Consider the following 14,867-nt stretch of genomic DNA (forward strand, 5'->3'; position numbering starts at 1 on the left):
CGTTTTAACGAAGGTCACTGACTCAGCTTGGCCGCATGCCGCTGGTGACGCTCCATGTAGCGCTCGACGTAGGAGCACGATGGAATGACCGTGTAGCCCATTTCGTCAGCGTACTCCAGCGCCTTCTCGGTCAAGGCTGCCGCAATACCGCGACCACGCAATGCGTTGGGCACGAAGGTGCGATAGATATCCAGGGTCTGCTTCCCCAGATCCATATAGGTCAGATAGGCACGATGACCGTCCACATTGGTCTCGAACTGATGACCAGCCTGGTCATGGTGGATGGACAACGCCTCGCTCATCACTACTCCTCGCGGGTCTGGAATTCCGACCCCTACCTTACCGATGTTTTTCCGGCGAAGGAACATCTACGCCACCCCGTGCCTGAATGGACACCGAGAAGAGCTGCACCGATCTCGCGCTACCGAGCACGTACAAATAGTAGGCACCATTGACAGAAATGCTCAAGGTGCGCTCGTCATCATGCAGGTTGGCGGGTGCTGCTCCGGATCACGCAGGAATGGCTCGACCGAAGATCACTCCGGGTCGATAGCCTGAACATTGCCGGATGTTGAGACTTAAGACGAGCGCCCGTTGTTAAAGTCACCTGAACATCGAGAAAGATATTGAGAGCTGCCACGCAAAAGCCGAACAAAAGTATAGACGAATCCATATAGGCGGACTTTAGCCAGACCGGGAAAAAGAGCGCTGCGCCGAAGGAACTTTTTCTTGCCAGCTCGCTCAGCCACGGGCCTTGCAGCTGGATATTTTTTAATCAGTTCAGTTAAAAGTTGCTCGAAAAAGAATCAACGCCTACAATTTTTTTTGCTTCTTGCTTCACGTCAGTTTTACTTACTACAAGTAATGGGTAGTATGTACGCCGGCTATTTCCTCAATCGGAGGAGATAGCTACTTAATAGAAAGTCCTTGAAGGGGAACACGATGAACAACGTTCTGAAATTCTCTGCTCTGGCTCTGGCCGCAGTTCTGGCTACCGGTTGCAGCAGCGCATCGAAAGAAACCGAAGCACGTCTGACCGCTACTGAAGACGCAGCTGCTCGCTCCCAGGCTCGTGCAGACGAAGCTTACCGTAAAGCTGATGAAGCTCTGGCTGCTGCTCAAAAAGCACAACAGACTGCTGACGAAGCTAACGAGCGTGCTCTGCGCATGCTGGACAAAGCTAGCCGCAAGTAATAGTCCTTCGGGATTGTTATCAAGCCGACCCATTTTTTGGGTCGGCTTTTTTATTGCCCGGCGTTTCTCCAGGCAATAAAAAACCCGTCGACGCGGTCTGCGTCGACGGGCTCTTTGCAAGCGTTACTGCAGAGGGTCGATCGGGGTGCTCGACACCATCGGTGCGACGCCGTTGCTCGGCACAGCGATCTCAACTGGCAAGCCGTCTTCAGCGGCGACCACATCACGCACCACATCCCAGTTCATGCGCAGGTTGTTGGTGATGTCTTCACGCTTGAGCATCGCATTGATGACCGCCGTGTGCTTGTCGACCACCGACGGGTTGCCCTTGTCGTCCAGCGGCGTATGCGCCTCCAGATAGACCTTGCCGCCACTGAGGCCAAACTTGTACGGGTCGTTGATGATTCGGACCGACGTACCGACCGGCACCATGCCTGCCATTTCCAGCACGTTGTTGTTGAACATGCGGAAGCAGCCGTGGCTGGTGCGCATGCCAATGCCGAACTTCTTGTTCGAACCGTGGATCAGGTAGCCCGGTGTGCCCAGGGTGAACTTGAACGGCCCCAGCGGGTTGTCAGGGCCGGCCGGCACGACGTTGGGCAGCGGATCACCGTCTGCCGCGTGCTCGGCCTTGATCGACGCCGGAGGCGTCCAGGTCGGGTTAGGTGTCTTGGCGGTGATGCTGGTGTGGGCAATCGGCGAGCCCCAGCCTTCACGACCAATCCCCAGCGGGAACGTGTACACCACGTTCTTGCCTTTCGGGTAGTAGTAGAGGCGGTATTCAGCCAGGTTGATCACAATGCCTTCACGCGGGCCTGGTGGCAGGATGAAGCGGGTCGGCAGGATGATTTCCGTGCCAGCGCCTGGCAACCATGCATCGACACCCGGGTTGGCCGCGACCATTTCCGTGTAGCCCAGATCGTAGGCGGTACCAAGGTCGGCGAAGGTATCTTCGTATTTGGCCTTGATCACCTGCACCTGGCCGATGATGTCCTCACCGGGCGGTGGCAGGGGAAACTCCAATGCTGCGACGGGACCGGCCACAAAGAGGGCGGCAAGAGTCAGGCAGCGGGTGACGGCAGGAAAGCGCGGCAACATCCGGAAAATCCTTCGCATGATCAACTGAGGGTATAAGAACGCGATTGTACACCGCTGTCCGTTATTTCGGGGAGATGGCCCGATTGCAGGCGATACAAGGTGTTTGGCGATTATCCTCGATCTCGCGTGGGATAGAGCGATGGCCTGACTTTTTTGAACGTGTACATATCCGTTTTTGCGGTAATGGCGGCTATTGGTTCCGCTCTTACAGCGGGTCACTTGGAAGAGCCCCAAGTAACCAAGGGCTCTTGCCCCTTTCGTTCGGTGCCTCGCTGTGGCTCGGCATGCCCTCGCTCCGGTCCTGCTCCGTGGGCCCGCCGCCATCGGCCATCCATGGCCGGGGGCGGCTAACCCGGCATCCATGCCGGGTTGCCCACTGCGCAGAACCTGCGCTCGGCCTCTCGAGGGGGGCGTGCACCGCAAAACCCAAACCGAGGCGGCCTACCGGCCGGCCTGTTTGCCGGGTTCGTTCGTCTGTGAGAATTGAGTTGGCTGGCAGGCCGCCTTCGCGAGCAAGCCCGCTCCCACAGTATTTGCGTCGAACACATTTTTTTGAACACCATCAAACCTGTGGGAGCGGGCTTGCTCGCGAAGAGGCCGGTACATCCAATATTGATGTTGCCTGACAGATCGCCATCGCCGGCAAGCCAGCTCCTATGTATGGACTCGCCCCCACTGTCTACCCGCTTTTGAAAAACCGCTGCCCCGTTGCATCTATGTATTAGGCCTATTCGTGGAAGCCGTCTTCGGCTTCTGGCCAAAATTGGAAAAGCTCGTGGTATGCCGATTACAGTCAGGCCTCGAAGGCCAGTAGGAGCTTAGGCATCAATCCACGCCGGTCTTACCTGGGGTCAATTTTTTTCAGCAGAGGGTCAGACGGTTAGTACCTCGGTGGCAGAACTCTGTCGCTCAGTGGCCCATCGTCGCTGGCTGGCCATCACCCGCGTGGCGACGATAAGTCTGGTCATTCTGTAGAAGCACCCAGACGATTCGCAGGTTGCGGTTGGCTAGCCTGATCGCAGCCTCCTTACGGCCCAACCGGCTCATCCAGTGCAACAAGCGGCGGTCATCGGGTTGCTGGGAATCAGGTCGTAGTTGTTGCAGCACCGCATGGGCCCCCTGGATCATCAGGCTGCGTAAATAAGCATCACCTCGCTTGGTCATGCCCCCCAACCGGACCGTCTCCCCGCTGCTGTGCTAGTCAGGCACCATGCCAAAGTACGCGGCAAACTTGCGGGCATTGGGAAAGCGCTCAGGCTTGGTTTCCTTGGCCACCAGTGCCGTGGCAGTGACCGGGCCGATGCCGCGCACAGTCATTAGCCGCTTCGCCGTCATGTCAGCGTTGGCGGCCACTTCCAGGCGTCCCGTCAGTACGCTGATGCGCTCGCCCAAATGGCGCCACTCGGCCAACAGTTCGTCGATCAGTTCACGCAGCAGGCCCGGCACCGGTTGGGTGGCATCTTCCAGCACCCGCGGGATTTTCTGGCTGATCGCAACATCGCCCTGTGCCAAGGCTACGCCGTGCTCAAGCAGCAGGCCGCGCATCTGATTACTGAGGGCCGTGCGTCGACGCACATAGCCCTGGCGGGCGCGATGCAACGCCTGCATTGCCAGCGCCGCAACGCTTTTGACCGGTACTGCGCAGATTTTTTCATCGCGATTGGCCCGCAGAATCGCCAGCGCATCGTTGCGATCATTTTTAGGCCCGCTGCGATGTGTGGCCACCAAACCGGCTGGAAGAATCCGCACCGGATTACCTTGCTCTTGCAGCTGCCGGGCCCAGGCCTGGGCACCCGGACCGGTCTCCATCAAAACCACGACATGCGCCGGCAACTGTCGGAGAAAATCATAAAACGCCTCGCGCGACTTGATCCGCTGCTCGTAGCGCACCTGGCCGAGGATATCTTCACCGGCGACCTGAAAGACCTGTTTGGCCAAGTCGACCGCCAAGGTTGTGCAGGCCGACAAATCGGAAGAAGACACGGATTGATCAAACGAACTATGATTTTTCATGGACTCGCCCTCGCTGTCGTTGGCTGTTTAGACTGCCACCGTGGCGCATTGACGCCTCGGCTTGGGCGAGTCCATCCAATTACACGGATTGGGGCATATCTGCAAAATCGGGCCGACTGACAGGCCGCCAAGCCAGCTCCTACAGTTGATCGGCGTACACACGCCGCTTTTCACCACTCATCAGGCCGAGCGTTAGCTCGCCTGCAGCTCTTGATCTTGATCCACCCGCCCCCTCGGGAGGCCTCGTTCCGGTGTTCATCCGGGGATGGGCGCGCAGCGCCGTTCGACGCAGTCGAACACGCTGCATGTAGGTCGAAGCGAAGCCGACCGGAGGGCAGTGTCCCCGGATGGATACCGGAGCGAAGGAACGCCGAGCCTTAGCGAGGGGCCGGACGCAAGGGGCGAGCGTTTTTTTGGTTACTTTTTTTAGGCGCTTGTAAAAAAAGTGACTCGCCGTAAGGGCGAAACCATAAGTGGCCGTTACCTAACCAACGGATATGTACACAACCACCAAGGATCAAAGCTCAAACCGCAACTCAGGCCAGATCGGCGAAGTCCCCCGCTTCTGCGACTCAAGAATAGCCCGGCACAACGAACACAACCGCTGATCCTGAAACACCCGGCGATCAACACTCGACCAGCGAGGCTGCGCCGGCAACAGACTCCCACACAAGGTGCGGTCCGCCGAGCCGCCCAGCTCCAGTTGACGGGTCACCAGATGCACCCGCACTTCCTGGCAGGCGAACAGATCCAGCTGTTCGTCAGGCTCGATCAGTTGGTAGGCAAATAGTGACCAGGCAGGACGCGGCATCGGGGGCTCCAAATCGGGGGCGCCACCTTAGCCGAAAGCCTGCTTCTAGAAAAGTGTCATAACAGCGGTTTTAGGGTAGGCCAGACATTTTCCAGCAACTTGTCCTGGGCCCCGACCGCCGGGTGTATGCCGTCAGCCTGCATCAAGTCCGGATGGCCGCCCACGCCGTCGAGGAAAAACGGCACCAGCGGGATCTTTTTCTCATCGGCCAGGTTGCTGTAGACCTCGACGAAGGCCTTTGTGTAGCGAGCGCCATAATTGGGTGGCAGTTGCATGCCGAGCAACAACACCTTGGCACCGCTGGCCCGGGAGCTGTCGATCATCGAAGCAAGATTTTGTTGCAATTGAGTTGGCAGCAAGCCGCGCAGGCCGTCATTGCCGCCCAACTCGAGGATCACCAGTTCCGGTTTATGCTCTGCAAGCAGCGCGGGCAGGCGCGCCTGGCCTCCGGCACTGGTGTCGCCACTGATGGACGCATTGATCACTTTATCGTCGAAACCTTCGCGCTTGAGCCGTTGCTCAAGCAGTGACACCCACCCCAACCGGGTATCCAGCCCGAAACCGGCGCTGATACTATCGCCAACGATCAGGACTGTACCCGCCGCTGCGTTTTGGGCCATGCACATCAAGGCCAGGCCAGCACTCAAAAACCAGACACGCATCGGACTCTCCATGGGCGCAAGCATTCTCATCGCGAAGGACCTTAGCAAAGTGGTTCCCAGCGCGGAAGGTGAACTGACCATCCTGCACCAACTCAGCCTGGAACTGAACCAGGGCGATAGCCTGGCCATCGTCGGCGCATCGGGCTCCGGCAAGTCCACCTTGCTGGGCTTGCTCGCCGGCCTCGACCTGCCGAGCAGTGGCGAAGTCACTCTCGCCGGGCAAGGCCTGAGCAACCTCGATGAAGACCAGCGTGCGCGCATCCGCGCCGAGCACGTGGGTTTTGTCTTTCAATCGTTTCAGCTGCTCGACAGCCTCAATGCCCTGGAAAACGTCATGCTGCCACTGGAACTCGATGGCCGCAAAGACGCCCGCGAGCGCGCCACCGAACTGCTGCAACGCGTGGGGCTGGGTCAACGCCTGACTCACTCGCCGCGCCAGCTCTCCGGCGGCGAGCAACAACGCGTGGCGATTGCCCGTGCATTTGCCGCCGAGCCCGACGTGCTGTTTGCCGACGAACCGACCGGCAACCTCGACAGCCACACCGGCGAGCGCATCAGCGACTTGCTGTTCGAGCTCAACAAGGAGCGCGGCACGACCCTGGTGCTGGTGACTCACGATGAACGCCTGGCCCATCGCTGCCGGCGCCTGATCCGTCTTGAAGCCGGCCTGCTGGTCGCCCCACTGGAGCCTTGATGGCACGTCTGCCGCTGTTGCGCCTGTTCAGTCTCGCCATCCGCCAATTGCTGCGCGATGCCCGCGCCGGTGAATTGCGCGTGCTGTTCTTCGCCTTGCTGGTGGCCGTGGCCGCCAGCACCGCCATTGGCTATTTTGGCGCGCGCCTGAACGGCGCCATGATGCTGCGCGCCACCGAGTTTCTCGGTGCCGACTTGCTGCTCGAAGGCAGTTCGCCTGCGCACCCCGAACAGATAAGCAGCGGCGTCGAACTGGGACTGGAACATGCGCAGGTGGTGGAGTTTTCCAGCGTCATCGCTACCGACGACGGCATCCAGCTGTCCAGTATCAAGGCGGCCGATGACACCTACCCGCTGCGCGGCGAACTGAAAAGCGCACCCGCGCCCTTCGCCGTGGAGCAACCCGGTGGAGGACCAAAACCCGGTGAAGCCTGGGTCGAGGCACGACTGCTGACCGCCCTGGACCTGAAGATTGGCGACAGCATCGACGTCGGCATGAAAACCCTGAAGCTGGCGCGAGTGCTGACGTATGAACCGGACCGCGCCGGCAACTTCTATAGCCTGTCACCCCGCGTGCTGATCAACCTCGGCGACCTCTCGGCGACCGGCGTGGTGCAACCCGGCAGCCGGGTCAGCTATCGCGAGCTCTGGCGTGGCAATGCCCAGGCGCTGGAAACCTATCGCCAACTGATCAAACCAGGGCTTGCCGCCAACCAACGCTTGCAGGATGCCCGAGATGGCAACCGGCAAATCGGCGGTGCCTTGGGCAAGGCCGAACGCTACTTGAACATGGCCAGCCTGGTGGCGGTATTGCTGTCCGGCGTAGCGGTGGCGTTATCGGCGACCCGATTCGCCACCCGCAGGTTCGATGCCAGCGCCTTGTTGCGCTGCCTCGGGCTGTCACGCCGGGAAACCATGCTGTTGTTCAGCCTGCAACTAACCGTGCTCGGTCTGCTGGCCAGCATCAGCGGCGCCCTCATCGGCTGGCTCGCACAGCTTGGGTTATTTGCCCTACTGCATGACTTGCTGCCCACCGACGTGCCTCCGGGTGGGTTGTTTCCGGCCATTGCCGGGATCGGCACCGGACTGGTCGCGCTGGCCGGCTTCGCCTTGCCGCCGCTGGCGGCACTGGGCCGGGTTCCGCCATTGCGTGTATTGCGTCGGGACATGCTGCCGATCCCATCCAGCACCTGGATGATCTACGGCGCAGCGCTGGGTGCCCTCGGCCTGATCATGTGGCGCCTGAGCCTGGACCTGGTACTGACCTTTGCCCTGCTTGGCGGCGGCGTGATTGCAGCGCTGGTGCTGGGCGGCTTGTTGCTGCTGCTGTTGAAGAGTCTGCGGCGCATGCTCGCACGTGCATCCCTGCCCTGGCGCCTGGGACTCGGCCAATTGCTGCGTCATCCGCTCGCCGCTGCGGGTCAGTCGTTGGCGTTCGGCCTGATTCTGCTGTCGATGGCGCTGATTGCGTTGCTGCGCGGCGAGCTGCTGGATACCTGGCAGAACCAGTTGCCGAAAAATGCCCCCAATTACTTTGCCCTGAACATCCTGCCTGCGGATAAACAAGCCTTCACCGATCACCTGATCGCAGTATCGGCGCAATCGGCGCCGCTGTACCCAGTGGTGCCGGGGCGCCTGATCAGCATCAACGGCGAGCCGGTGCAGCAAATCGTCACCAAAGAGTCAGCCGGAGATCGGGCAATCCAGCGCGACCTGAGCCTGACCTGGGCGGCGGACCTGCCAGCGGGCAACAAGCTCACGGCGGGCAATTGGTGGAACCAACAAACGCCAGACGATGTACCCGGCGTGTCGGTAGAAGGCAAAGTCGCCGAAAGCCTGAAACTCAAGCTTGGCGACCATATGGTTTTCAGCGTTGGCGGGGTCAATCGCGAGGCGAAAGTCACCAGCCTGCGGGAGATCAACTGGGACAACTTCCAGCCGAATTTCTTCATGATCTTCCAGCCCGGAACCCTGAAGGATCTGCCGGCGACCTACCTGACCAGCTTCTATCTGGCACCGGGTCATGATCAACAGATCGTCGACCTGTCCCGCGCATTCCCGGCGGTGACGATCCTGCAGGTCGAAGCCTTGCTGGAACAACTGCGCAGCATCCTCGCCCAGGTCACCCTGGCGGTGGAGTATGTGTTGTTGTTCGTATTGGCGGCGGGGATGGCGGTGCTGTTTTCCGGCCTGCAAGCGACGCTGGATGAACGCATTCGCCAGGGTGCGCTGCTGCGTGCACTGGGGGCCGAACGGCAACTGCTGGTCAAGGCGCGGCGGATCGAGTTCGGCTTGCTCGGTGCAGTCAGTGGTTTACTGGCGGCATTGGGATCGGAACTGGTGAGCCTGGTGCTCTACCGCTATGCCTTTGACCTGCCGTGGCATCCGCATCCATGGTTGTTATTGCTGCCATTGATAGGTGCCGTGCTGATCGGTGGGGCCGGGGTGTTCGGCACCCGTCGGGCATTGAACGCCAGCCCGCTGACAGTCCTGCGCGAGGGTTGATAGACTCCAGCCGTCTCCACCACAAGAAGTTGCCATGAGCCGTTACCGCCCTCCCCGCACCGCCGGCACCGCACTGATCACCCCAGAAGGTGAAGCGCGGATGCGCGCCGAGTTCCATGAACTGTGGCATGTACGCCGTCCCCAGGTGACCCAGGCCGTCAGCGAAGCCGCGGCCCAGGGTGATCGCTCGGAGAACGCTGAATACACCTACGGCAAAAAGATGCTGCGAGAGATCGACAGCCGCGTGCGTTTTCTCACCAAACGCCTGGAAGCGCTCAAGGTCGTCAGCGAAAAACCCAGCGATCCGAACAAGGTCTATTTCGGCGCGTGGGTCACGATCGAGGACGAGGACGGCAAGGAATCGCGCTACCGCATTGTCGGGCCGGACGAACTGGACCTCAAACAGGGCCTGATCAGTATTGATTCGCCGCTGGCCCGCGCACTGATCGGCAAGGCACTGGACGCCGAAGTGCGGGTCCAGACACCGACCGGTGAGCAGTGTGTTTATATCGTGGCGATCGACTACCCGTGAAACTCAACGGCGCGTAATCAGCCCTTGCCGGGCGACACGGGTCAGTTGCCTGATCATTTCAGGCGCGTCTTCGAGACTGGGGGATTGAATGACCGCCAGATCGAAACTGTCGTCGGCAAAACGGGCAAGCGACTCGCCGTCTTCGACAAACTGGATCAGGAAGGCAGCGGGACCGCCGGTACGACGTGGCCAGCCATCGAGATAACGCAAGAGCGTCGGCTGATGTTTGCCGCCAAGCAGGATTTTTGGATTGCGCTGGGTCAGGTGTGCCGTGATCGGCGCGGGACGTATAACGGCGTTTAGTGCATTCATTGTGTCGTGTCTCTGCCTCAAAAGTCTGCATGGCAGGTGAGAGGCAACACCGAACCAGCGCTTTAGCGGTATTTCGAAGCCTGTTCTGGCTTCTATCGGCAACTGGATGAGTCACCTGGCGCCCCGCAAGTAGCTGTTTAAATCGGCGCATGGGCAACATCCTAGAGAAGCTGACTGGACAGTGTCAAGAATGACGCGCAACAAAAAAGGCCCGCACAATGCGGGCCTTTTCGTTGAGCCAGAGCGGTCAGCCGGCGATGACACGGTCCGCCGAGAGTTTGCCCGCACCTTCGATCAATACCGCGATACTGCCACCGAGCAACGCCAGGGCGAATTCATAACCGTTGTTGGCCATGAACAGGCCGTGGCTGATGTGCACCGTGAAAATCGCCACCAGCGACAGGAAGATCAGACCAAGCGCGGCCGGGCGAACCAGCAGGCCGATGATCAAGGCCAGGCCGGCGAAGAACTCGGTACCGCCCGCCAGTGTCGCCATCAGGTAACCCGGTGTCAGCCCGAGGCTTTCCATGTACTGCGCGGTTCCCGCCAGGCCATAACCACCAAATGCCCCGAAGAGTTTCTGCGAGCCGTGGGCGGCGAAGACGATACCGACGACGATGCGCAGAACCGTCAGGCCGTAGCCAGCGCGGGTAGACAGTACCTTGTTGATCAGTGTGCTCATGCTGTTTCATTCCTTGTAAGTGTGTGTGGGTTGGCCGCTATATTAATCAGCAAATCAAATGCTAAAAGCGCAAAAATCTCACCATAACAATCAAATTAGCTGATTATTTACGGGAGACAACCTTTTGTCCCTGAGGCTCCAACGACTCCCGCTCCCGGTCGAACGCCAGGTAATACTTGTTCACACTGTTAACATAGCTGACCGGCCCCATACCCACTTGCTCCATGGCAACGCGCTCGACCTGGAAGAACCACTGATTGGGGTTCAAGCCTCGCCGCCGGGCTTCGGCGCGCATGCCCTGCACCCGCTCCGGCCCGATGTTGTAGGCCGCCAGCACGAAGGCCATGCGTTCGCGTTCGTTGAGTTTCGGGCTGGCAAAGAACTTGCGCCGGATCATCGCCAGGTACTTGGCCCCGGCCTGCACATTGCCGTCGACGTCCTGAATATTGTTGACCCCCACCCGCTGCGCCGCAGAAGGCGTGATCTGCATCAGGCCGGTCGGCGCACCGCCACTGCGGGCGGTGGGCTGCAGGCCTGACTCCTTGAAGGCCAGCGCCGCCAGGTTCAGCCAGTCCATGCCCTGGGCATCGGCGTGTTTCTGCAGCACCGGGCGAAGTTTTTCCAGACGCTGGCGGTCCGCCTTGGCCAGTGGATAGTGCACTTGATAGAGGCGACGATAGATGCGCAGGAACGCGGCGTCCTGATCCGATGGTTTTTTGTAACCGGTGAGAAAGCGGTCAATGCTGGCCCGCAACATCGAGGCATCACGGCGCACGAACCAGAACTCTTCGCCCGGATCACTGATGAGTACCTGCTTGTCGAAACGCAGCTTGGGCAGGATCTTGCCCCAGCGTTCGGCGATCGGCTGCTCGACGATGGTCAGGTGGAAGATCCCGCCCTGCACCATCTCCAGTACATCCTCGACGGCAAGGCTCGGATCGACCCATTCGATTGTGACCGGTGGCAGTTTGTGCAGGGCAAGCTTTTGATTGATCTGGCTGACGGTATCCCCGGCGGCGCTGCCGGCGGGTAACGCCAGGGTCTTGCCGGAAAGCTGTTCAAGCCTGGTGTAGCGGCGTTCGCCCTTGATGCCCACCAGGACCAACGGGATGTTGCTGGCAATCGGCTCACTGGTGCTGACGGCGAAACCCGGTTGCAGATCGAGCAACTCGCCTGGCGCCACCAGATCGCCCTCCCCGCGCTGCAACGCACCGAGCAGTTGATCCTTGGCCTTGGGAATGATCTTGAGGGTGATTTCCTGACCGTCACGGGCATGGCCATTGAGGTATTGCTCGAATGCTCTCAGGCGATGGTATTCGACCCCGATCGCCTGCCCCTGGACTTCGCCGGAGCTGTTGCGGCTCTGGTTGACCAACACCCGCAGCACACGGCTGCTGCGAATTTCGCCAAGGTCGCGCACCTTGCTGGCCGGTACGGCTTGCAGCGGCCCGGGCAGACGCGCGACCGCCGACATCGGCAGCAGCAGCGAACAACACAGCAGTAGCAAAACCGAGGGACGAATCATCCACTCTCCGGAAAGAATATGAGGCCCGCTTCAATGACGAAATCCATCAAGCAGGGCGACAAAAACAGAGCGCCCAAGGCGCTGGCAAGGTGCGAGAGACTGGCACAATGATGGCAAAACTACCAACCCAGCCTGCTCCGCGGCTCAAGAGACAGCGTTAACCCGTTGTAGTTCTTGGCTTTTCTTATAAATCCGCGGCTCTGATATGCTTTCCGGCATTTGGGCCGAGGTAGCACCATGCAACTCATCGATATCGGCGTCAACCTGACCAACCCCAGTTTTGCCGACAAACACCGGGCCGTACTCGACCGCGCCTACGCGGCCGGCGTATGCCAACTGGTGCTGACCGGCACCAGTGTCGAGGGCAGCGAACAGGCCCTTGAGCTGTGCCAGCAACTGGACGAAAGCACTCAGCGTCTGTTCGCCACCGCCGGTATTCACCCTCACTGCGCCAGTGACTGGAACGCCGACAGCGCCCGACGTTTGCGCAGCTTGCTCAACGAACCGAATGTGGTGGCCGTGGGCGAATGCGGGCTGGATTTCAACCGTGACTTCTCGCCGCGCCCGCAGCAGGAAAAGGTCCTCGAAGAACATCTGGCCATGGCCGTTGAATTGCAGTTGCCGGTTTTTCTGCACGAGCGCGACGCCAGCCAGCGTTTGCTGGAAATCCTGCGCGACTTCCGCGACCGGCTACCGGCCGCCGTTGTGCACTGTTTCACTGGGGAACAGAAGGCACTGTTCAGCTACCTCGACCTGGACTTGCACATCGGCATTACCGGCTGGATCTGCGACGAGCGCCGGGGCACGCATTTGCATCCACTGGTCAAGGAGATCAAGCGCGGACGCCTGATGCTCGAAAGCGATGCACCGTATCTGCTGCCGCGCAGCTTGCGCCCCAAGCCGAAAAACGGGCGAAACGAGCCGGCGTACCTGACCGAAGTATTGCGCGAAGTCGCGCTGCATCGCGGGGAAAGCCAGGAGGATCTGGCCGCACACACCACAGCGTGCGCACGGGCGTTCTACGGGTTGCCCTCCATTCCCCAGTAAACACAGAACCACCTGTGGGAGCGGGCTTGCTCGCGAAGGCACCGTGTCATTCAACATGGAAGTCGACTGATACACCGCCTTCGCGAGCAAGCCCGCTCCCACATTGACCTGCATCAAAATCCGGATTCTCCATGGCGGCACAATACTGGCACCTTGCCAAAACTGTTTCCGCTATCAGAGAAGACCTCCATGGGTGCCTGGCTTAGCAACATCTCGCTGAAATACAAATTCTGGGCGGTCAACGCAGTCGCCTTCGTCACCACACTGCTGTTGGTGCTGTACGCCGTACACCTCGAACAACAGGCCCGTGTCCATGCGTCCCAAGCCTCGTCTCAGGCACAAGCACGATTGCTGGTCGACTGGCCTGCCGGGCAGCCTCTGCCCAAGGCCGACAACCTTCTGACGTTCGATCGCGGGCAGGCACCATCGCTGAATGGACAGCCCATGCTCGAACTCGTCGATGCAAACGGCTGGGTCGAGATCAACGCGATGCCGCTGTTCGGTGACAACCCGTTGATGGGCGCCGAAGTATTTACCCGCGCGGGTGGTCAGCAGGTTGCGGTCATCGCCCACGGTCCAAGCCTGAGCCAGGTGTTCAACGAACGTTTAGCCAACTACGCGGTGGCCGTGCTCATCCTGATGCTGGCAATGCTCGGCGCCTCGCAGTTGTTGATCCGCTTCCTGCTCAGCCAGCTCAACACCTTGAAAGACGTCATGCTGCACGTGGAGAAAACCGGCGACCTGTCGGCCCGCGTGCCACTGGCTTGCACTGACGAAGTCGGGCAGATGGCCAATGCCTTCAACGCCATGCAGGCCGGTTATCAAAGGGTGGTCAACACCGTCGCAAGCACCGCCCGGCAACTGGATGACGGCGCTGCGCGGCTGGCAACCAGCATGAATGAAGTGCGCCACGGCATGCTCGGCCAGCAGAGCGAAACCGATCAGGCGGCCACGGCGATCAATGAAATGACCGCCACGGTCTATCACATCGCCCAACACGCGGGTGCCACCCGTGACCTTTCGCAATCGGCCGATACCCTGGCCGGCAGCGGGCAGGAGGTCGTGGCGCGGGTGCAACGCTCGATTGCCGGACTGTCCACTGGCGTCCAGCAGACCGCCGAGATGATTCAGCGCCTGGCCGAGGACAGCCAAAAGATCAACGGCGTGGTCAACGTGATTCACAGCATCGCCGAGCAGACCAACCTGCTGGCACTGAACGCCGCCATCGAAGCGGCCCGGGCTGGCGAAATGGGGCGCGGGTTTGCGGTGGTTGCCGATGAAGTGCGCAACCTCGCCAAACGCGTGCAGGCCTCCACGGACGAAATCACCCTCATGGTCTCGGCACTGCAGGCCGGCACGCGGGACGCAGTGGATTTCATGCAGGAGAGCTCGTTCAAGGCCGACGACTGCGTGCAACAGGCGCAGGAGGCCGGGGCCGCATTGGCCGAAATCACCGGCGCGGTGGCGCAGATGCGTGAGAGCAACACGCAGATCGCGGTGGCGGCCGAGCAGCAAAGTCAGGTGGCGGAAGAGATGAACCGCGCGGTGGTGAGCATCCGTGACGTGACCGAGAACACGGTGCAGCAGACGGTAACCTCGGCGACCACCAGCAATGAACTGGCGGCGTTGGCCGGGGAGTTGAGCAAGGCGATAGGTCAGCTCAAACTTTAAGGGCCTCTTCGCGAGCAAGCCCGCTCCCACAGTTGGAAGGCGCTCAAAATGTGGGAGCGGGCTTGCTCCGGGCGGCGTTCCGACGAAGGCGTCAGAACTGACAACATCAATCCAGACCATGA

The 14,867-nt window shown here is 60.3% G+C and carries 13 protein-coding genes and 1 pseudogene; 6 read left to right on the forward strand and 8 right to left on the reverse strand.

Annotated features, from left to right (window positions below; genetic code table 11):
* Positions 1–14: 14 nt before the first annotated feature.
* Entirely contained in the window at positions 15–302 is a 288-nt protein-coding gene (locus QMK54_RS22885) for a GNAT family N-acetyltransferase (protein WP_007973562.1), read from the reverse strand.
* Between the two features lie 640 nt (positions 303–942).
* Here QMK54_RS22885 and oprI point away from each other — a divergent pair.
* Positions 943–1,194 carry an outer membrane lipoprotei OprI gene (gene oprI / locus QMK54_RS22890; RefSeq protein WP_003199355.1) on the forward strand — a complete coding sequence of 84 codons (252 nt, stop codon included), beginning with the start codon at positions 943–945 and terminating at the stop codon, positions 1,192–1,194.
* A gap of 123 nt (positions 1,195–1,317) precedes the next feature.
* Here oprI and QMK54_RS22895 read toward each other — a convergent pair whose 3' ends face one another.
* The 4 genes and pseudogenes from QMK54_RS22895 to QMK54_RS22910 all read right to left on the reverse strand — a co-directional run bounded on the left by QMK54_RS22895 (position 1,318) and on the right by QMK54_RS22910 (position 5,778).
* The gene (locus QMK54_RS22895; protein WP_110659446.1) at positions 1,318–2,292 is read right to left on the reverse strand and encodes a L,D-transpeptidase family protein; all 975 of its coding nucleotides are present in this window, start codon (positions 2,290–2,292) and stop codon (positions 1,318–1,320) included.
* Positions 2,293–3,201: 909 nt separating this feature from the next.
* Positions 3,202–4,260: pseudogene (locus tag QMK54_RS22900) on the reverse strand (IS110 family transposase).
* A 562-nt stretch (positions 4,261–4,822) separates the two neighbouring features.
* Positions 4,823–5,116 (reverse strand): hypothetical protein, encoded by a 294-nt coding sequence (locus tag QMK54_RS22905; RefSeq protein WP_003226812.1) that lies wholly within the window; start codon positions 5,114–5,116, stop codon positions 4,823–4,825.
* A gap of 56 nt (positions 5,117–5,172) precedes the next feature.
* Positions 5,173–5,778 (reverse strand): arylesterase, encoded by a 606-nt coding sequence (locus QMK54_RS22910; RefSeq protein ID WP_320401396.1) that lies wholly within the window; start codon positions 5,776–5,778, stop codon positions 5,173–5,175.
* A 10-nt stretch (positions 5,779–5,788) separates the two neighbouring features.
* Here QMK54_RS22910 and QMK54_RS22915 point away from each other — a divergent pair, with 10 nt between their 5' ends.
* From QMK54_RS22915 to greB, 3 genes are read left to right on the forward strand one after another with little or no spacing between them, the layout of a single operon-like run.
* Positions 5,789–6,472: an ABC transporter ATP-binding protein gene (locus QMK54_RS22915; RefSeq protein ID WP_110659391.1), complete on the forward strand. Its 684-nt coding sequence runs from the start codon at positions 5,789–5,791 to the stop codon at positions 6,470–6,472.
* A complete protein-coding gene (locus QMK54_RS22920; protein ID WP_320401397.1) occupies positions 6,472–8,976 on the forward strand; it encodes an ABC transporter permease in 2,505 nt (834 codons plus the stop codon). The genes QMK54_RS22915 and QMK54_RS22920 overlap by 1 nt, the downstream gene beginning before the upstream one ends.
* Before the next feature lie 34 nt (positions 8,977–9,010).
* Positions 9,011–9,508, forward strand: a complete 498-nt coding sequence (gene greB, locus QMK54_RS22925) for a transcription elongation factor GreB (protein ID WP_007973570.1) — start codon at positions 9,011–9,013, stop codon at positions 9,506–9,508.
* Positions 9,509–9,511: 3 nt separating this feature from the next.
* Here the strand turns inward: greB and QMK54_RS22930 are convergent, their stop codons facing one another.
* From QMK54_RS22930 to QMK54_RS22940, 3 genes are all read right to left on the reverse strand, one after another.
* A complete protein-coding gene (locus tag QMK54_RS22930; RefSeq protein ID WP_110659389.1) occupies positions 9,512–9,820 on the reverse strand; it encodes a class I SAM-dependent methyltransferase in 309 nt (102 codons plus the stop codon).
* Positions 9,821–10,067: 247 nt separating this feature from the next.
* Positions 10,068–10,502 (reverse strand): DoxX family protein, encoded by a 435-nt coding sequence (locus tag QMK54_RS22935; protein ID WP_110659388.1) that lies wholly within the window; start codon positions 10,500–10,502, stop codon positions 10,068–10,070.
* Between the two features lie 103 nt (positions 10,503–10,605).
* A complete protein-coding gene (locus tag QMK54_RS22940; protein ID WP_320401398.1) occupies positions 10,606–12,027 on the reverse strand; it encodes a transglycosylase SLT domain-containing protein in 1,422 nt (473 codons plus the stop codon).
* 237 nt (positions 12,028–12,264) lie between these two features.
* Between QMK54_RS22940 and QMK54_RS22945 the strand changes: the two genes are divergently transcribed.
* Together QMK54_RS22945 and QMK54_RS22950 are read left to right on the forward strand one after the other, a co-directional pair.
* Positions 12,265–13,074: a TatD family hydrolase gene (locus QMK54_RS22945; RefSeq protein WP_223589554.1), complete on the forward strand. Its 810-nt coding sequence runs from the start codon at positions 12,265–12,267 to the stop codon at positions 13,072–13,074.
* Positions 13,075–13,263: 189 nt separating this feature from the next.
* Positions 13,264–14,745: a methyl-accepting chemotaxis protein gene (locus QMK54_RS22950; protein ID WP_320401399.1), complete on the forward strand. Its 1,482-nt coding sequence runs from the start codon at positions 13,264–13,266 to the stop codon at positions 14,743–14,745.
* The last annotated feature ends 122 nt before the right edge of the window (positions 14,746–14,867 follow it).

It is taken from the genome of Pseudomonas sp. P5_109 (assembly GCF_034009455.1).
In the GTDB taxonomy this organism is placed as follows: domain Bacteria; phylum Pseudomonadota; class Gammaproteobacteria; order Pseudomonadales; family Pseudomonadaceae; genus Aquipseudomonas.

Excerpts from the sequence above, each read along its gene's own strand:
- QMK54_RS22905 (WP_003226812.1), bottom strand. The coding sequence starts at position 5,116 with ATGCCGCGTCCTGCCTGGTCACTATTTGCCTACCAACTGATCGAGCCT.
- QMK54_RS22895 (WP_110659446.1), bottom strand. The coding sequence starts at position 2,292 with ATGTTGCCGCGCTTTCCTGCCGTCACCCGCTGCCTGACTCTTGCCGCC.
- QMK54_RS22910 (WP_320401396.1), bottom strand. The coding sequence starts at position 5,778 with ATGCGTGTCTGGTTTTTGAGTGCTGGCCTGGCCTTGATGTGCATGGCC.
- QMK54_RS22920 (WP_320401397.1), top strand. The coding sequence starts at position 6,472 with ATGGCACGTCTGCCGCTGTTGCGCCTGTTCAGTCTCGCCATCCGCCAA.
- QMK54_RS22945 (WP_223589554.1), top strand. The coding sequence starts at position 12,265 with ATGCAACTCATCGATATCGGCGTCAACCTGACCAACCCCAGTTTTGCC.
- QMK54_RS22940 (WP_320401398.1), bottom strand. The coding sequence starts at position 12,027 with ATGATTCGTCCCTCGGTTTTGCTACTGCTGTGTTGTTCGCTGCTGCTG.
- oprI (WP_003199355.1), top strand. The coding sequence starts at position 943 with ATGAACAACGTTCTGAAATTCTCTGCTCTGGCTCTGGCCGCAGTTCTG.
- greB (WP_007973570.1), top strand. The coding sequence starts at position 9,011 with ATGAGCCGTTACCGCCCTCCCCGCACCGCCGGCACCGCACTGATCACC.
- QMK54_RS22915 (WP_110659391.1), top strand. The coding sequence starts at position 5,789 with ATGGGCGCAAGCATTCTCATCGCGAAGGACCTTAGCAAAGTGGTTCCC.
- QMK54_RS22935 (WP_110659388.1), bottom strand. The coding sequence starts at position 10,502 with ATGAGCACACTGATCAACAAGGTACTGTCTACCCGCGCTGGCTACGGC.
- QMK54_RS22950 (WP_320401399.1), top strand. The coding sequence starts at position 13,264 with ATGGGTGCCTGGCTTAGCAACATCTCGCTGAAATACAAATTCTGGGCG.
- QMK54_RS22930 (WP_110659389.1), bottom strand. The coding sequence starts at position 9,820 with ATGAATGCACTAAACGCCGTTATACGTCCCGCGCCGATCACGGCACAC.
- QMK54_RS22885 (WP_007973562.1), bottom strand. The coding sequence starts at position 302 with ATGAGCGAGGCGTTGTCCATCCACCATGACCAGGCTGGTCATCAGTTC.